The following is a 15,978-nucleotide window of genomic DNA, read 5'->3' on the forward strand; positions in this document are numbered from 1 at the left end:
AAAATAATGAATTTCAACAAAAGTTGTCTTTACACAGCGCTGTCGCTTGCTTTCGCACAGAGTGCTTTTGCTGGGCAGGAAAGCGAAACCATGACCGTCTGGTCAAGCCCGGCCTCCGCCGCAACGACCACGGTTCTGGGGCAGGAAACAATACAAAAGCTGGATAAACAAAACGTCGCCCAGGCGCTGAGCGTGGTCCCTGGCGTGGTGCTGCAAAAATCCGGCAACCGCAATGAACAACAGGTCAAAGTACGCGGATTTGACAGCCGCCAGGTGCCGGTCTTTTTCGACGGTGTGCCGGTGTATATCCCCTACGACGGTAATCTCGATTTAGGCCGTTTTCTCACCTCCGATATAGCCTCAGTTGAAGTTTCCAAAGGCTATTCATCGCTGTTGCAGGGCCCAAACCAGATGGGCGGAGCTATCAACATTACAACGAAGAAACCCACCAAACCGCTCGAAGGCAGCATTGGCTATCGTCAGGGCTGGAGTCGCAGCAAAGACAATGCCCACGATATGCACGCCTCCTTTGGCGCCAGCAACGATCTGGGATATATCCAGCTCAGCGGCAGCCAGCTAAAGCAAGATTTTCTCGGCTTGCCGCACGGTGTGGATAATCCACTGGCCGGCAGCAACGGCAAGATGACCAACTCCTCCGCCGATGATAAACGCGGGATCGTCAAACTGGGATTCACCCCACGCGGCGATGACGAATATGTGCTGACCTATATTAATCAGGACGGCGAAAAAGATAACCCTCCGTACGCCGGAACCAGCAGCCAGAAGTCGCGCTACTGGCAATGGCCGCAATACGATAAAGAGAGTTATTACTATCAGGGCACCACCCATCTGGGCGACCGTTTTACCCTAAAAAGCCGCCTGTATCGTGACACTTTCGAAAATACGCTGATGATGTACAACTCGCTGGCCGATCTGAAAAACAAGAAAGGCAGCTACAGCCACTATTCTGACTACAGCGACGGCGCAGGATTGCAGCTCGCCGCCGAGATGCGCGAAAACGATCTGCTCTCGTTCGCCGTCAACTGGAAAGATGATGTACACCGCGAAAAAGGCGCGCCAAATGCGGCTTACGATCGTTATGAAGACCGTACCTGGTCTGTTGCCAGTGAATACCAGTGGGCGGCTGCAGACAATGTCGATGTGGTGGCCGGGATAAGCTATGACTGGCGCGACAGCATCGAGGGTATGAAGCACGAGAAAAACGGCAGCGTCACCCATTATGACGATAACAATCAGTCAGCCTTTAACTGGCAGGTGATGACCAAATACCATTTTGAAAATGCCGACACGTTAGCACTATCCTACTCTGACAGAACCCGTTTCCCGACGTTGAAAGAACGTTACACCACCTCAAAACCGGCCTATAACCAGATAGCGCTGGTCAACCCGCAGCTAAAACCGGAGCGCGCCCGCAGCGTCGATCTCACCTGGAACGGTTCATTCAGCAAGGATTGGGGATTCGAAGCCAGCGTGTATTACAATCGCCTAACCGATGCGATTCTGGCGCACAATATTGACGCCGACACCATCCAGAACCAAAACAGCGGACGGGTGGACTACACCGGACTGGATGCCGGTGTCAAAGGTAAGGTCTTTGATATGCTCGACGTAGGGCTGAGCTACGGGCTTATCCATGCAGACATCAAACGTAGCGACATCAGCAAAACGACCGATCTGCCCACGCAAACCCTCACTGCCTGGATGACGTTGAAACCATGGGACCCGCTCAGCATTACGCTGTCCGAAGAGGCCCGCTCGTCAAGCTACAGCAATACCGACGGCTCACAGAAAGCAGCAGGCTTTGCGATTACCCATCTGCGCGCGGACTACGCCATTGGCCGTGGGTTTAGCGTAAACGCGTCGGTCAATAACCTGTTTGATACGCAGTATGTCTACAGCGAAGGATTTATCGAAGAAGGCCGTAATTACTGGGCGGGGGTTGAATACCAGTTCTGAGCCCTTTTGAGAGGCGGCCCCCGCAGGGGCCGCTCAATTAATCTCGCCGTACCAGACGGAAAATACCCAGCACGAGGATCGCGCCGACGACGGCCACCAGAAAACTGTGCAGATTAAACCCGCTGATATCGCCACCAATACCAAACATGGTTGCCAGCCATCCGCCGACCACCGCGCCCACAATACCGAGAATGCAGGTCAGGATAAAACCGCCGCCATCGCGCCCCGGCATGAGCAGTTTAGCGATAACGCCCGCAATCAGACCAAAAATAATCCAGGCAATAATTCCCATTTTCAGGCCCTCTTTCCAGTGAACGCATGCGCAAGCCATTCCTGCGCCAGTACGTTAAGTATAGGCAAGCCGTCGCCCGGCGTTTTCCTTCAGCGTACATTCAGCGGACTTAATAAAAAATTTCATCCATTTGTATTAAGTTCTGTCGCGCGATGCCGATAATCCAACGACAAACCAGGCATCCAGGAGTCATTAGGTGTGAGCAACTACCATGAGCAGTTCCTGAAGCAAAATCCATTGGCGGTGTTAGGCGTTCTCCGCGACTTAAATTCACAGCAGATCCCCCTGCGAATCTCCTGGTCAGGAGGGCAATTCATCAGCAAAATTCTCGCGGTGAGCCCGGATGAATTAGTTATGGATTTTGGCAGCCAGGAATATGAAAACCAGGCCGTTCAGCGGGCAAGCCAAGTCTCGGTTATCGCTGAAACGCAGGGCGCCAAGGTCGAGTTCACCCTGCCTCAGCTCAAAAAAGGGGAATATCAACGGTTGCCGGCATTTATCTCGTCGCTGCCGCCCGCGCTGTGGTTTGTCCAGCGCCGGGAATATTTCCGTATTGGTGCCCCATTGCATCCGCCCTATCACTGCACGGCAAAAATGCCGGACAACAGCATTTTACGTTTTCGGTTGTTCGATTTATCGCTCGGCGGGATGGGCGCGCTGTTAGAAGAGGCAAAACCAGAAGGACTGGTGGAGGGCATGCGCTTTTCGCAGGTTGAAATCAACATGGAACAATGGGGAATGTACCATGTTGACGCCCAGCTTATTTCCATCAGCGAGCGCAAAGTTATCGACGGGAAAAATGAAACCATCACCACTCCCCGCCTGAGCTTCCGTTTTCTCAACGTCGGCCCGGCGGTGGAGCGGAACTTACAGCGGATTATTTTTTCACTCGAGCGTGAGGCCCGGGAAAAATCCAACAAGGTACGCGAGTAACCTCACGCGGCCTACATCACATCCAGCGCTTGCTGAAGCTTCCAGATATAACGCGGAGCCTGCGGCGCCGGATGGTTATCCGCCACATGCTCAATAAACTCATCCGGGCTGAGATCGTTGATTTTGTTGATGGCTTTTTTCCTGTCGGAGGAGAATGTCCGCAGCAACGCCCCCGCACCGTTGGCATATGACACCACCAGCGCATATTGCATCACCTGTGGGTCTTCGATGCCAGCCAATGGTCCGGTTTCGAGAATATTCAGGTACGCGGCACCCATGGATATGTTGCGTTCAGGGTTTTTCAGCTCACTGGTCGACGGCTCGCCGCTCCAGCCCATTCGGCGGTAGACATCCCGTCCGGAGGTAGAGGCTTTGAGCTGCATCAGCCCAACGGCGTTAGATTTACTGACCGCATTCGGATTTCCGCCTGATTCAATAGCGATGATGGCGGTAATCAATTGTGGGCTTACCCCCCAGGCCGCGCCGGCTTTTTCACTGATCGGCATCCATTGCATTGCGCGTTTAACCGGAACTTCAGCATTCCATGGCGGATTTTTGTAATCCTGTTTTGAACTACAGCCCGCAAGTAATACAACCAAAAAAGCAAACCATCTCAATTTCACGTCATCTATCCTTATAGCCGGAACCTGTCGCTGAGGTGACAACGACATACCTACGCGGCATGATATACATTTGGTTTTAGTTGTAGCAAGGAAATGCCATGTCCCGGTTTCACTTAATTGCCCCCTCGGGCTACTGTATCAACCAGCAAGCGGCATTGCGCGGGCTTTCGCGCCTTACTGAGGCCGGTCATCAGGTCACAAACTCGGCGGTTATTGCACGTCGCTACCAGCGTTTTGCTGGGACGGAAACCGAACGGTTGGCGGATGTGAATGCATTGGTTGAGCTGAAAACGCCCGATACTATTGTACTGGCAGTGCGCGGCGGCTATGGCGCCAGCCGTTTACTGGATGCTATTGACTGGCAGGCACTGACCGCCCGCCAGCAACACGACCCACTGCTCATTTGCGGACACAGCGACTTTACGGCAATCCAGTGCGGCCTGCTGGCACAAGGCAACGTCATCACCTTTAGCGGCCCGATGTTAGCAGCCAATTTTGGTGCCGAAGAAATGAACGCGTTTACCGAACACCATTTCTGGCAGGCGTTACGCAATGCGCAATTTACCATCGACTGGCAAGGTGATGGTCCGGACTGCGCCACCGAAGGCACGCTGTGGGGCGGTAATCTGGCGATGCTCATTTCGTTAATTGGCACCCCGTATATGCCCGCCATTGATAACGGTATTCTGGTGCTGGAAGACATTAATGAGCACCCGTTCCGCGTCGAACGCATGCTGTTGCAGTTATACCACGCAGGAATTTTAGCCCGTCAGAACGCTATTATTCTCGGCAGTTTTAGCGGCAGCGCACCGAACGATTACGACGCCGGATACAATCTGGATGAAGTCTGCGCATTTCTGCGCACCAGACTGTCGGTACCGTTAATTAGCGGTCTCGATTTTGGTCACGAACAACGCACCGTCACACTCCCGCTCGGGGCAAAAGCGGTGCTGAAAAACGTGAAAAATAGCAGCCAGCTCACCTTAACCGGGCATCCGGTGCTGAAATCGTAAAAAAAGCCGCTAACAGGGCTAAGTAAAACGCTGTTTCTGCCGCTATTATGTTAGGGTTTGTAAACACGAAACAGCGTAATACAGGAGTAACCGAACGTTGGATGCCGCAGCAATTATTAGCCTTTTTATTTTGGGTTCCGTTCTCGTCACCTGCAGTATCTTACTCAGTTCATTCTCATCACGTCTTGGTATCCCGATCCTGGTGATATTTCTCGCGATCGGTATGTTAGCGGGCGTAGATGGCATTGGCGGTATTCCTTTTGATAACTACCCTTTCGCCTACATGGTGAGTAACCTGGCGCTGGCGGTTATCCTGCTTGATGGCGGGATGCGCACTCAGGCCAGTTCCTTTCGCGTAGCGCTTGGTCCGGCCTTATCACTGGCGACCGTTGGCGTGCTAATTACCTCCGGCTTAACCGGCATGATGGCCGCGTGGCTGTTTCATCTGGATCTCATCGAAGGGCTGCTGATTGGCGCAATTGTCGGTTCCACCGACGCCGCGGCGGTATTTTCCCTGCTCGGTGGGAAGGGTCTGAACGAACGTGTCGGCTCGACGCTGGAAATAGAATCGGGCAGCAATGACCCGATGGCGGTGTTTCTGACCATCACGCTGATTGAAATGATCCAAAACCACGAGACCGGCTTAAGCTGGATGTTCGCGGTGCATATTATTCAACAGTTCGGTCTGGGTATTGCGCTGGGTCTGGGTGGCGGTTATCTGCTCCAGCAAATGATTAACCGGATTTCGCTGCCTGCCGGATTGTATCCACTGCTGGCGTTAAGCGGCGGGATCCTGATTTTTGCCCTTACTACCGCGCTGGAAGGCAGCGGTATCCTGGCGGTCTACCTGTGTGGCTTCCTGTTGGGTAATCGCCCCATTCGCAACCGGTTCGGTATTCTACAAAACTTTGACGGCCTGGCCTGGCTGGCGCAAATCGCCATGTTCCTGGTACTGGGTCTGCTGGTGACGCCGTCCGACCTGCTACCCATTGCCATTCCGGCACTGATTTTGTCTGCCTGGATGATTTTCGTTGCCCGCCCGCTGTCGGTGTTCGCCGGGCTGCTGCCGTTCCGGGGTTTTAATCTGCGTGAGCGCATTTTCATCAGCTGGGTCGGCTTGCGCGGTGCGGTGCCGATCATCCTCGCCGTCTTCCCGATGATGGCCGGGCTGGACAATGCCCGTCTGTTCTTTAACGTGGCGTTCTTCGTCGTCCTGATTTCGCTGTTGTTTCAGGGAACATCGCTCTCGTGGGCTGCCAAAAAAGCCAAAGTGGTGGTTCCCCCGGTCGGCTGGCCCGTTTCGCGTATTGGTCTGGATATTCACCCTGATAATCCCTGGGAGCAGTTTGTTTATCAACTGAGTGCCGATAAATGGTGTGTGGGGGCCGCACTGCGCGACCTGCATATGCCAGACGAGACGCGAATTGCTGCGCTGTTTCGCGACAACGTGCTGTATCACCCGTCGGGCAGCACCCGCCTGCGCGAAGGCGACGTACTGTGCGTGATTGGTCGCGAGCGCGATCTCCCTGCGTTAGGCAAGTTGTTCAGCCAGTCACCGCCGGTCGCGTTAGACCAGCGTTTCTTTGGTGATTTTATTCTCGAAGCCAGCGCCAAATACGCCGACGTGGCGCTGATTTATGGCCTGGAAGACGGCACTGAATATCGCGATAAGCAGCAAACGCTGGGTGAAATTGTGCAGCAGTTGTTAGGCGCCGCGCCGGTGGTCGGTGACCAGGTTGAATTTGCCGGCATGATCTGGACAGTGGCCGAGAAAGAAGATAATTCGGTGCTGAAAGTCGGCGTTCGCGTGGCAGAAGATGAGGATGAATAATAGTGACGTTTTGCCGGGTAGCGGCTGCGCCTTACCCGGCCTAAAAATGTACTGCTTCTGTCGGCCTGATAAGTGCAGCGCTATCAGGCAACGCCACAAAAGTTACACCGTCACAACCGGTACGCGCAACGCCAGAGAACACATCAATTCGTAGCCCACCGTACCTGCTGCACTGGCAACATCGTCGATTTTGATCTCTTTGCCCCACAGTTCCACCGGCGTACCAATCCCTGCCTGCGGGCATGGCGTCAGATCGACTGCCAGCATATCCATCGACACCGTGCCGACCGTACCGGTACGGACGCCGTCCACCAGCACCGGTGTGCCGCTTGGCGCATGACGCGGATAACCGTCGGCATAGCCAGTTGCCACAATCCCGATACGTTGTTCGCCGCGTGCGGTGTAACGTCCACCGTAACCGACGCGATCGCCAGCTTTCAGCGTTTGTACGCCGATGATTTCACTGTTAAGGCTCATCACCGGTTTAAGGCCGGTATTGGCGATGTCCCGCCATTGCCCCGACGGAGAGGCACCGTACAAAATAATGCCCGGACGAACCCAGTCGAAATGCGCTTCCGGGTGCCACAGCGTGGCGGCGGAGTTTGACAGCGAACGTCGGCATTCCAGTCCTTCCGTCGCCTGTGCAATACGCGCCATCGCGTCCTGAATACCGTCCGGATGTTCGGCATCGGCAAAGTGCGACATCAGCGTCATTTCACCCACGTTAGGCATCGCGCGCAGCTGTTGCCAGACGGTAGCTACTCGCTCAGGCAAAAAGCCCAGACGGTTCATGCCGCTGTTCACCTTCAGGTATACATCCAGCGGAGCGTTCAGTCGGGCATTTTGTAACGCTTTGAGCTGCCAGTTGCTGTGTACACAGGTGGTTAAACGATATTGGTCATACACCATCAGATCGTCGGCGTGGAAAAAGCCTTCCAGCATTAAGATCGGGCCTTTCCAGCCGCGATCGCGCAACGTTATCGCTTCTTCCAGATTTAGCATGGCGAAACCGTCGGTGGTCCCCAGCGCATTCCAGACGCGCTCAATGCCATGTCCATAAGCATTGGCTTTTACCACCGACCAGACGCGGGCGTCCGGCGCGGCCTGCCGTGCAATGCCTAAATTTTGTTTCAACGCCTGCAGGTCAATGCTGGCCAGTATTGGGCGGGTCATCTCGCGTCCTTCTCAGCTATGTGCGCCGTGTAAATGTCGTGGACGTGACGGCGAAAATCCTGGGCTGTAACGCGCCACGCTCAGATCATCGTATGGGATGGCGGGCGTGCGACCAGACAGGATATCGCTCAGCAGCTGTCCCGAACCGCAGGCCATGGTCCAGCCCAGCGTACCGTGACCGGTGTTGAGCAGCAGATTCTTAAAGCGGGTACGCCCGACTACCGGCGTGCCGTCCGGCGTCATCGGCCGCAGCCCGGTCCAGAAGGTGGCCTGCTCAACGTGCCCCCCGCGCGGGAAGAGATCGCGCACTACCATTTCCAGCGTTTCACGACGCGGCTTTAATAATTCGGTATTGAAGCCCACGATCTCTGCCATGCCGCCCACGCGGATACGGTTATCAAAACGGGTAATGGCAATTTTGTAGGTTTCATCAAGAATAGTCGACACCGGCGCACCGTCGTCCTGCGCGACCGGAATGGTCAGCGAATAACCTTTGAGTGGGTAAACCGGGATATCGACCATCCCTTTCAGCATGGCCGTGGAGTAAGAGCCAAACGCCATCACATAGGCATCGGCCTTGATAATTTCCTCCCCACACTGCACGCCATAAATCTGCTCACCATCGCTCAACAGCTTATCAACCGGCGTGTTGAAGCGGAATTTAACCCCCGCAAGCTCCGCCATTTGCGCCAGGCGTTGGGTAAACAGCTGGCAGTCTCCGGTTTCGTCATTCGGTAGACGCAGCCCGCCGGTCAGCTTATGCGCCACTTCGGCCAGCGCCGGTTCCACTTCCGCGAGGCGATGGGCTTCCAGCAGTTGATACGGCACCCCCGCATCTTCCAGAACGGCGATGTCGCGCGTGGCGTTCTCATACTGCTGCGCGGTACGGAACAGCTGCAGCGTCCCGCCCTGACGACCTTCATATTCAATGCCGGTAGTGGCTCGCAGCGCTTTCAGGCAATCACGGCTGTATTCCGCCAGACGCACCATGCGACCTTTATTTTCCATGTAATGGCTGGTGTCACAGTTGCGTAGCATCTGCCACATCCATTTTAGCTGGAACTGCGTGCCGTCAAGGCGAACGGCCAACGGCGCATGGCGTTGGAACATCCATTTAATCGCTTTTAGCGGTACACCGGGTGCTGCCCACGGCGCTGCATAACCTGGAGAGATTTGCCCCGCATTCGCCGCACTGGTTTCCAGTGCCGGAGCGGGCTCACGATCAATGACGGTGACATCGTGTCCAGCCTGACTTAAATACCAGGCGCTGGTCACGCCAACGACACCACTTCCCAGTATGACAACTCGCATAGCCACTCCGTTAACAGTAAAAGAATAATCATCTAATTACATCTTGATAACTCAGTTGAAAATATTATTCAACATATGGCTTTTTTATGGTGATGTATCTCACATATGGCGCTGACGACCGGGAGGTCTCTGCTTTAGGATCTCCTGCTGTGCGTCATTTTTATCCAGCATAAAATTTCGTGAACATCCTGTTTTTCGATGTTGGATTAACGTGAAATCGCAAAGAAAAATTTTCTGCCGCAGCACGCTTTTTAACACCGTGTTCTATGCTTGAAATGAGGTACTCCAGACAGAGAGTGCCGCCAACAATGAGGGTGCGCGAATGGCTACGATTGATTCCATGAACAAGGACACCACACGGTTGAGCGATGGACCCGACTGGACGTTTGATCTGCTGGATGTCTATCTGGCGGAAATAGACCGCGTGGCAAAACTCTACCGACTGGAGACCTACCCGCACCAAATCGAGGTCATTACCTCCGAGCAGATGATGGACGCCTACTCCAGCGTCGGGATGCCGATTAACTATACCCACTGGTCGTTTGGTAAAAAATTTATTGAAACCGAACGTCTGTATAAGCACGGTCAGCAAGGGCTGGCCTATGAGATTGTCATCAACTCCAACCCGTGTATCGCGTATCTGATGGAGGAGAACACCATCACCATGCAGGCGCTGGTGATGGCACACGCCTGCTATGGGCATAACTCCTTCTTCAAGAACAACTACCTTTTCCGTAGCTGGACGGATGCCAGCTCCATTGTTGATTATCTGATTTTTGCCCGAAACTACATTACCCAGTGTGAAGAGCGCTACGGCGTCGACGAAGTCGAAAAACTGCTCGATTCCTGCCATGCACTGATGAACTACGGTGTCGATCGCTATAAACGCCCGCAAAAAATTTCATTGCAGGAAGAGAAAGCGCGGCAAAAAAGCCGCGAAGAATATCTGCAAAGTCAGGTAAATATGCTGTGGCGTACCTTGCCGAAAAAAGAGGAAGAGAAAACCGTGTTTGAAGCGCGGCGTTATCCTTCTGAACCCCAGGAAAACCTGCTGTACTTTATGGAAAAAAATGCCCCGCTGCTGGAGTCCTGGCAGCGTGAAGTGCTGCGTATCGTGCGCAAGGCGAGCCAGTATTTTTACCCGCAGAAACAGACCCAGGTGATGAACGAAGGCTGGGCGACGTTCTGGCATTACACCATCCTTAACCACCTGTACGATGAAGGCAAAGTCACCGAGCGGTTTATGCTGGAGTTTCTACACAGCCATACCAATGTGGTGTTCCAGCCGCCATACAACAGCCCGTGGTATAGCGGGATAAACCCCTATGCGCTCGGATTCGCCATGTTCCAGGACATTAAACGTATTTGTCAGTCCCCGACTGAGGAAGATAAATATTGGTTCCCGGATATCGCCGGTTCTGACTGGCTGGAAACCCTGCACTTCGCGATGCGCGATTTTAAAGACGAGAGCTTTATCAGCCAGTTCCTGTCACCGAAGGTGATGCGTGATTTCCGCCTGTTCACCGTGCTGGACGATGACAGGCATAATTATCTGGAAATCTCAGCAATTCATAACGAAGAGGGCTATCGTGAAATCCGTAACCGGCTGTCGTCGCAGTATAACCTGAGCAACCTGGAGCCAAACATTCAGGTATGGAATGTCGATCTGCGTGGCGATCGTTCTCTCACACTGCGCTATATCCCGCATAATCGCGCCCCGCTGGATAAGGGCCGCAAAGAGGTGCTGAAGCACGTCCATCGGTTATGGGGTTTTGACGTAACGCTGGAGCAACAAAATGAGGATGGCAGCGTGGAACTGCTGGAACGTTGCCCGCCGAGAATGAACGGTCTGTGAATCTTATTGCCGGATGGCGACGCGAAAGCGTCTTATCCGGCCTACACTAGACATCCACGTAGGCCGGATAAGGTGTTCACACCACCATCCGGCATTGAGCGATTAACGGCCCTGAATGGCTAAATCGCCGGGCAGGTTTTTCTGCATGCGATGCCAAATCTCGCCGCTGTCGTGACCGTAACTGCGCACCGTCTCATACACCTGGTCATGGGAGCCCTGCTCGCAGAGCAATGACAGCTTACGGTAGAAGCTCAGTGCCAGACCGCGGGCTTCCGGATTGGCGAAATAATGACGACCAATACGGGTATACAATCCCTTCATGCCGTTGAGGATCAGGCCGTAAATCGGATTGCCGGACGCGAATGCCAAGCCGCGGAAAATGTTGTAGTCCAGGTCAGCAAAAGCGTCAGCGTGGTCGGCTACCTGATTTGCCGTCGCCAGCACTTCCTGCGCTTTGTCCGGATGTTGGCGGAATGCGGTGCGAATGAAGATTGTTGAGATGTTGGTACGCACCGACAGCAGATTATCAATGAGCTGCGGAACGCTCTCGTGATCGAGGCGCGCCAGCGTTTCAAGAATATTCAGTCCTGACGTTTCCCAGAAATTATTCACTTTCGTCGGTTTGCCGTGCTGAATGGTCAACCAGCCGTCCCGCGCCAGGCGCTGTAACACTTCGCGTAGCGTGGTGCGTGTTACTCCGATAAGTTCAGAGAGTTCACGTTCAGCGGGCAAAATAGTGCCTGGGGGGAAGCGGTTATTCCAGATACTTTCAATGATGTACTCTTCCGCGAACCCCGCTGGGCTTTGCGCCTTAATGACCATAGTAATAATTCCATTACACAGCAAAACATAGTTACACACATCATACCAGACGGGTCTGATAGCTGATAGCTGAGGCAATGAAGAAAAAGTGGATCAAGGCTTCATTTTCCAGATAACGCTGGGGCGCAATTGGCGCGACGAAGCACGTGAAGAGCTTGCCTGCGTTCCCTCCTCCCGCTAAGCTTTGCCGTCAAACATAAAAACATGATTTCATTTTTACAGGTAAGGGAAACTGCCATGGAGCTATCCTGGGGTCGCGCGCTGTGGCGCAACTTTTTAGGCCAGTCGCCGGACTGGTACAAACTCGCATTATTATCCTTCTTAATCGTTAACCCGATTATTTTCTTCATCAACCCGTTCGTTGCCGGGTGGCTGCTGGTGGCTGAGTTCATTTTTACGCTGGCAATGGCGCTCAAGTGTTATCCGCTGCTGCCGGGTGGCCTGCTGGCGATTGAAGCCGTCGTCATTGGCATGACCAGCGCCACGCACGTGCGTGAAGAGATTGCCGCCAATCTTGAGGTGTTATTGCTGCTGATGTTTATGGTGGCGGGCATCTACTTTATGAAGCAGTTACTGCTGTTTATTTTTACCCGATTGCTGCTGAGCATTCGCTCTAAAATGCTGCTGTCGCTGTCCTTCTGCGTAGCCGCCGCCTTCCTGTCCGCGTTCCTCGATGCATTGACCGTGGTCGCCGTCGTGATAAGCGTGGCGGTCGGTTTTTATGGCATTTACCACCGCATCGCCTCTTCCCGTGGGGAAGATAATATGCTCGATGACAGCCATATTGATCAGCACAATAAAGCCGTGCTCGAGCAATTCCGCGGTTTTCTGCGCAGCCTGATGATGCATGCCGGCGTCGGCACGGCGTTAGGCGGCGTGATGACCATGGTTGGTGAACCGCAAAACCTGATTATCGCCAAAGCGGCGGGCTGGCATTTCGGGGATTTCTTCCTGCGGATGTCCCCGGTCACCGTCCCGGTGCTGATCTGCGGACTGCTAACCTGCATGCTGGTCGAGAAATTACGTTGGTTTGGCTATGGTGAAACATTGCCTGAAAAGGTACGTGACGTTCTGCAGCAATATGACGATCAAAGCCGCCAGCAGCGTACCCGCCAGGACAAGATCAAACTGATTGTCCAGGCGATTATCGGCGTCTGGCTGGTTATCGCCCTGGCCCTGCATCTGGCCGAAGTTGGACTGATAGGCCTGTCGGTTATCATCCTGGCGACGTCCTTAACGGGGGTCACTGATGAACATGCTATCGGCAAGGCGTTCACCGAGTCACTGCCGTTCACCGCGCTGCTGACCGTGTTCTTCTCAATTGTGGCCGTAATTATCGATCAGCAATTGTTCGCTCCGATTATTCATTTTGTTTTACAGGCTTCAGAGCATGCCCAGCTCACTCTGTTCTACCTCTTTAACGGTCTGCTTTCTTCTATCTCCGATAACGTCTTTGTAGGTACGATTTACATTAACGAAGCCAAAGCGGCGATGGAGCACGGGACCATCAGCCTGAACCAGTTCGAACTGTTAGCCGTGGCGATTAATACCGGGACTAACCTGCCTTCCGTCGCAACTCCGAATGGCCAGGCCGCATTCCTGTTCCTGCTGACTTCTGCACTGGCACCGTTGATTCGCCTCTCCTATGGCCGCATGGTATGGATGGCGCTGCCGTATACCCTCGTACTGACGCTGGTCGGTCTTTTGTGCGTGGAATTCACCCTCGTCCCGGTAACCGAGTGGATGACGCAAATAGGCTGGTTAGCTACACTTTCATAACAACTTACCGGGCAAATCACTGCCCGGTTTGACTTTTTGCATGATAATTATCCGATTACACAATATTTCAATAGCTGCTAGTGGCGCATAAATTGAATTGGTTTAAACTGCGCTCTCTACGCATGTTGCAGGGAATTTATTATGTTGCGATTTTTAAACCAGTGCTCCCGCGGTCGCGGAGCATGGTTATTGTTGGCGCTAACCGCCCTGGCGCTGGAACTCGTTGCGCTGTGGTTCCAGCACGTGATGCTGCTTAAACCTTGCGTGTTGTGTATTTACGAACGTAGTGCGTTATTCGGCGTAATGGGTGCCGGGCTGGTGGGTGCTATCGCGCCAAAAACACCGCTGCGTTATGTAGCGATGGTTATCTGGATTTACAGCGCCTGGCGCGGTCTGCAGTTAGCATATGAGCACACCATGATCCAGCTTCACCCGTCTCCGTTCATGACCTGTGATTTTGCGGCGCGCTTTCCGAGCTGGTTACCGCTGGACAAATGGCTGCCTCAGGTTTTCCTGGCATCCGGCGACTGCGCCGAGCGTCAGTGGTCTTTTTTAACCCTTGAAATGCCACAGTGGCTATTAGGGATCTTTGCTGCGTACCTGGTGGTCGCCGTGCTGGTGGTCATTGCCCAACCGTTTAAACCGAAAAAACGCGACCTCTTCGGTCGCTAACAGAGACGCTCCTTCGGGAGCGTTTTTTTTGCCATAATGTCATTGCTTGGTGGCATCTATAAGATGTATATTAAATGCATCTTATAGATGCCACACCAAGGAGATGTCCCATGTCCCATTTACGCATCCCGGCAAACTGGAAAGTTAAACGCTCTACTCCCTTTTTCACAAAAGACACTGTCCCAGCCGCACTGCTTTCCCACCATAACACCGCAGCAGGCGTCTTTGGACAGCTTTGCGTGATGGAAGGTACGGTAACGTATTACGGCTTTGCGAATGAAGAAGCGAAAGAACCTGAAGTTAAAGTGGTGATAAATGCCGGTCAGTTTGCGACCAGCCCACCGCAGTACTGGCATCGTGTTGAATTAAGCGACGACGCGCAGTTCAACATTAATTTCTGGGTTGAAGATGACAACCACTCAGATGAGATGTATCAGGCGAAAAAATCTTAATCTTTAGCGCCTGTTAACCGATGGGCGGCTCAGTCCGCCCATGAAGGTTTGTTCAAAATGTGATCCTGCCAGTCGTGTACTTCTGATTCTTTCACCGCAATATGACGGACTGAAATACGCTCACCGTGCATCGCGGCTTTCGAGCCAGTCAGTAGCGGGTGCCAGTCCGGCAGCCCTTTCCCTTCCGCAAGCAGACGATACGCGCAGGTCATCGGTAGCCATTCAAAAGTTGGCAAATTGTCACGCGTCAGCTTGATGCAATCAGGCTCGTATTCGAAACGACGTTCGTAGTTACGGCACTGGCAGGTTTTAATATTGAGCTGCTTACAGGCGACGTTGGTAAAATAGATTTCGTCGGTGTCTTCATCCATCAGCTTATGCAGGCAGCATTGACCACATCCGTCGCATAATGACTCCCACTCGGCATCGGTCATTTCATCCAGGGTTTTGCTTTGCCAGAAAGGTATGTCGCTCATCAGGGTATCCGCTATTGCAATAAAGCTGCACCTTATAACCAGTCTGGCACGTTGATGCAAGTTTTGCCGCCCGAAAAGGCGGCAAGAAGAGATTACAGTACTCTCGTCGTCAGCGTTTGACCGTGAAAACCGATCGCTAGCTCATCACCACTGTGTAACGGCCCTACACCTTCTGGCGTTCCTGTCAGTACCACATCCCCCGCTTTGAGGGTGAAGAAACGACTCATGTAGGCAATCAACGGAATAATGTGATGGATCATGTCCGCCGTAGAACCGTGCTGACGTGTTTCACCGTTTACCGTCAGACTGAGTGGCGTATTTTGCGGATCGCCGTTAAACTCCGACACCGGAATAAAGCCCGACAGCGGACAGGAATTATCAAATCCCTTCGCTTTTTCCCACGGCTGCCCCGCTTTCTTCATTTTGCCCTGAATATCGCGCAGGGTCAGATCCAACGCCACGCCATAACCGGCAATGGCTTTACGCACATGATCTTCCGTTGCCTGGCGCAGGGTCGCGCCAATCAGCACCGCCAGCTCAACTTCGTGGTGCACCGCCCCCATATCCGCCGGGATAACCAGCGGTTGGCGCAGGTCGCACAATGCCGTTTCCGGTTTGATAAAAAGCACGGGTTCATCTGGCGTTGCGCTGCCCATCTCCTTAATGTGCTTTGCGTAATTACTGCCCACGCAAACCACTTTACTCACTGGGTAATCCAGCAGAGCACCATGCCAGTTGTGATGTTGATACATGACTTTCCCCTAACGTC

The 15,978-nt window shown here is 53.4% G+C and carries 15 protein-coding genes; 8 read left to right on the top strand and 7 right to left on the bottom strand.

The window, feature by feature from the left end; genetic code table 11:
- The first annotated feature begins 6 nt into the window (after positions 1–6).
- Positions 7–1,977, top strand: a complete 1,971-nt coding sequence (locus QNN86_RS00080) for a TonB-dependent receptor plug domain-containing protein (RefSeq protein ID WP_181617160.1) — start codon at positions 7–9, stop codon at positions 1,975–1,977.
- A 37-nt stretch (positions 1,978–2,014) separates the two neighbouring features.
- On the opposite strand, the gene QNN86_RS00085 is transcribed toward QNN86_RS00080, so the two are convergent.
- Positions 2,015–2,269, bottom strand: coding sequence for a GlsB/YeaQ/YmgE family stress response membrane protein (locus tag QNN86_RS00085; RefSeq protein WP_115259931.1), 255 nt, complete (start codon positions 2,267–2,269; stop codon positions 2,015–2,017).
- A gap of 198 nt (positions 2,270–2,467) precedes the next feature.
- On the opposite strand from QNN86_RS00085, the gene ycgR reads away from it, so the two are divergent.
- On the top strand, positions 2,468–3,202 hold the full coding sequence (gene ycgR / locus QNN86_RS00090) for a flagellar brake protein YcgR (RefSeq protein ID WP_279278000.1): 735 nt from the start codon (positions 2,468–2,470) through the stop codon (positions 3,200–3,202).
- An 11-nt stretch (positions 3,203–3,213) separates the two neighbouring features.
- Here ycgR and emtA read toward each other — a convergent pair whose 3' ends face one another.
- Complete coding sequence (gene emtA / locus QNN86_RS00095; RefSeq protein ID WP_096756738.1) at positions 3,214–3,825, bottom strand: membrane-bound lytic murein transglycosylase EmtA; 612 nt, start codon at positions 3,823–3,825, stop codon at positions 3,214–3,216.
- A gap of 98 nt (positions 3,826–3,923) precedes the next feature.
- On the opposite strand from emtA, the gene ldcA reads away from it, so the two are divergent.
- Positions 3,924–4,838: a muramoyltetrapeptide carboxypeptidase gene (gene ldcA / locus QNN86_RS00100; RefSeq protein ID WP_181617161.1), complete on the top strand. Its 915-nt coding sequence runs from the start codon at positions 3,924–3,926 to the stop codon at positions 4,836–4,838.
- Between the two features lie 97 nt (positions 4,839–4,935).
- The gene (locus QNN86_RS00105; RefSeq protein WP_414210475.1) at positions 4,936–6,669 is read left to right on the top strand and encodes a potassium/proton antiporter; all 1,734 of its coding nucleotides are present in this window, start codon (positions 4,936–4,938) and stop codon (positions 6,667–6,669) included.
- 102 nt (positions 6,670–6,771) lie between these two features.
- Here QNN86_RS00105 and dadX read toward each other — a convergent pair whose 3' ends face one another.
- Both dadX and QNN86_RS00115 read right to left on the bottom strand, forming a co-directional pair.
- Positions 6,772–7,842, bottom strand: a complete 1,071-nt coding sequence (gene dadX / locus QNN86_RS00110; RefSeq protein WP_414210476.1) for a catabolic alanine racemase DadX — start codon at positions 7,840–7,842, stop codon at positions 6,772–6,774.
- Positions 7,843–7,854: 12 nt separating this feature from the next.
- Positions 7,855–9,153, bottom strand: a complete 1,299-nt coding sequence (locus tag QNN86_RS00115; RefSeq protein ID WP_181617163.1) for a D-amino acid dehydrogenase — start codon at positions 9,151–9,153, stop codon at positions 7,855–7,857.
- 322 nt (positions 9,154–9,475) lie between these two features.
- On the opposite strand from QNN86_RS00115, the gene QNN86_RS00120 reads away from it, so the two are divergent.
- Complete coding sequence (locus QNN86_RS00120; RefSeq protein ID WP_414210477.1) at positions 9,476–11,008, top strand: SpoVR family protein; 1,533 nt, start codon at positions 9,476–9,478, stop codon at positions 11,006–11,008.
- A gap of 102 nt (positions 11,009–11,110) precedes the next feature.
- On the opposite strand, the gene fadR is transcribed toward QNN86_RS00120, so the two are convergent.
- Complete coding sequence (gene fadR / locus QNN86_RS00125) at positions 11,111–11,830, bottom strand: fatty acid metabolism transcriptional regulator FadR (RefSeq protein WP_096756732.1); 720 nt, start codon at positions 11,828–11,830, stop codon at positions 11,111–11,113.
- Positions 11,831–12,067: 237 nt separating this feature from the next.
- Between fadR and nhaB the strand changes: the two genes are divergently transcribed.
- The 3 genes from nhaB to QNN86_RS00140 all read left to right on the top strand — a co-directional run bounded on the left by nhaB (position 12,068) and on the right by QNN86_RS00140 (position 14,733).
- Positions 12,068–13,609: a Na(+)/H(+) antiporter NhaB gene (gene nhaB / locus QNN86_RS00130; RefSeq protein ID WP_137399979.1), complete on the top strand. Its 1,542-nt coding sequence runs from the start codon at positions 12,068–12,070 to the stop codon at positions 13,607–13,609.
- 141 nt (positions 13,610–13,750) lie between these two features.
- On the top strand, positions 13,751–14,281 hold the full coding sequence (gene dsbB / locus QNN86_RS00135) for a disulfide bond formation protein DsbB (RefSeq protein ID WP_096756730.1): 531 nt from the start codon (positions 13,751–13,753) through the stop codon (positions 14,279–14,281).
- 110 nt (positions 14,282–14,391) lie between these two features.
- On the top strand, positions 14,392–14,733 hold the full coding sequence (locus tag QNN86_RS00140; RefSeq protein ID WP_096756729.1) for a DUF1971 domain-containing protein: 342 nt from the start codon (positions 14,392–14,394) through the stop codon (positions 14,731–14,733).
- Between the two features lie 29 nt (positions 14,734–14,762).
- Here QNN86_RS00140 and QNN86_RS00145 read toward each other — a convergent pair whose 3' ends face one another.
- Together QNN86_RS00145 and QNN86_RS00150 are read right to left on the bottom strand one after the other, a co-directional pair.
- A complete protein-coding gene (locus QNN86_RS00145; RefSeq protein WP_196209307.1) occupies positions 14,763–15,209 on the bottom strand; it encodes a YcgN family cysteine cluster protein in 447 nt (148 codons plus the stop codon).
- A gap of 92 nt (positions 15,210–15,301) precedes the next feature.
- Entirely contained in the window at positions 15,302–15,961 is a 660-nt protein-coding gene (locus QNN86_RS00150) for a fumarylacetoacetate hydrolase family protein (RefSeq protein WP_181491311.1), read from the bottom strand.
- Between the last annotated feature and the right edge of the window lie 17 nt (positions 15,962–15,978).

The sequence above is a fragment of the Citrobacter sp. C348 genome (genome assembly GCF_047467975.1).
GTDB lineage: Bacteria > Pseudomonadota > Gammaproteobacteria > Enterobacterales > Enterobacteriaceae > Citrobacter > Citrobacter gillenii.

Excerpts from the sequence above, each read along its gene's own strand:
- QNN86_RS00085 (WP_115259931.1), bottom strand. The coding sequence starts at position 2,269 with ATGGGAATTATTGCCTGGATTATTTTTGGTCTGATTGCGGGCGTTATC.
- fadR (WP_096756732.1), bottom strand. The coding sequence starts at position 11,830 with ATGGTCATTAAGGCGCAAAGCCCAGCGGGGTTCGCGGAAGAGTACATC.
- QNN86_RS00140 (WP_096756729.1), top strand. The coding sequence starts at position 14,392 with ATGTCCCATTTACGCATCCCGGCAAACTGGAAAGTTAAACGCTCTACT.
- QNN86_RS00120 (WP_414210477.1), top strand. The coding sequence starts at position 9,476 with ATGGCTACGATTGATTCCATGAACAAGGACACCACACGGTTGAGCGAT.
- QNN86_RS00145 (WP_196209307.1), bottom strand. The coding sequence starts at position 15,209 with ATGAGCGACATACCTTTCTGGCAAAGCAAAACCCTGGATGAAATGACC.
- dsbB (WP_096756730.1), top strand. The coding sequence starts at position 13,751 with ATGTTGCGATTTTTAAACCAGTGCTCCCGCGGTCGCGGAGCATGGTTA.
- ldcA (WP_181617161.1), top strand. The coding sequence starts at position 3,924 with ATGTCCCGGTTTCACTTAATTGCCCCCTCGGGCTACTGTATCAACCAG.
- dadX (WP_414210476.1), bottom strand. The coding sequence starts at position 7,842 with ATGACCCGCCCAATACTGGCCAGCATTGACCTGCAGGCGTTGAAACAA.
- QNN86_RS00080 (WP_181617160.1), top strand. The coding sequence starts at position 7 with ATGAATTTCAACAAAAGTTGTCTTTACACAGCGCTGTCGCTTGCTTTC.
- QNN86_RS00150 (WP_181491311.1), bottom strand. The coding sequence starts at position 15,961 with ATGTATCAACATCACAACTGGCATGGTGCTCTGCTGGATTACCCAGTG.
- nhaB (WP_137399979.1), top strand. The coding sequence starts at position 12,068 with ATGGAGCTATCCTGGGGTCGCGCGCTGTGGCGCAACTTTTTAGGCCAG.
- QNN86_RS00115 (WP_181617163.1), bottom strand. The coding sequence starts at position 9,153 with ATGCGAGTTGTCATACTGGGAAGTGGTGTCGTTGGCGTGACCAGCGCC.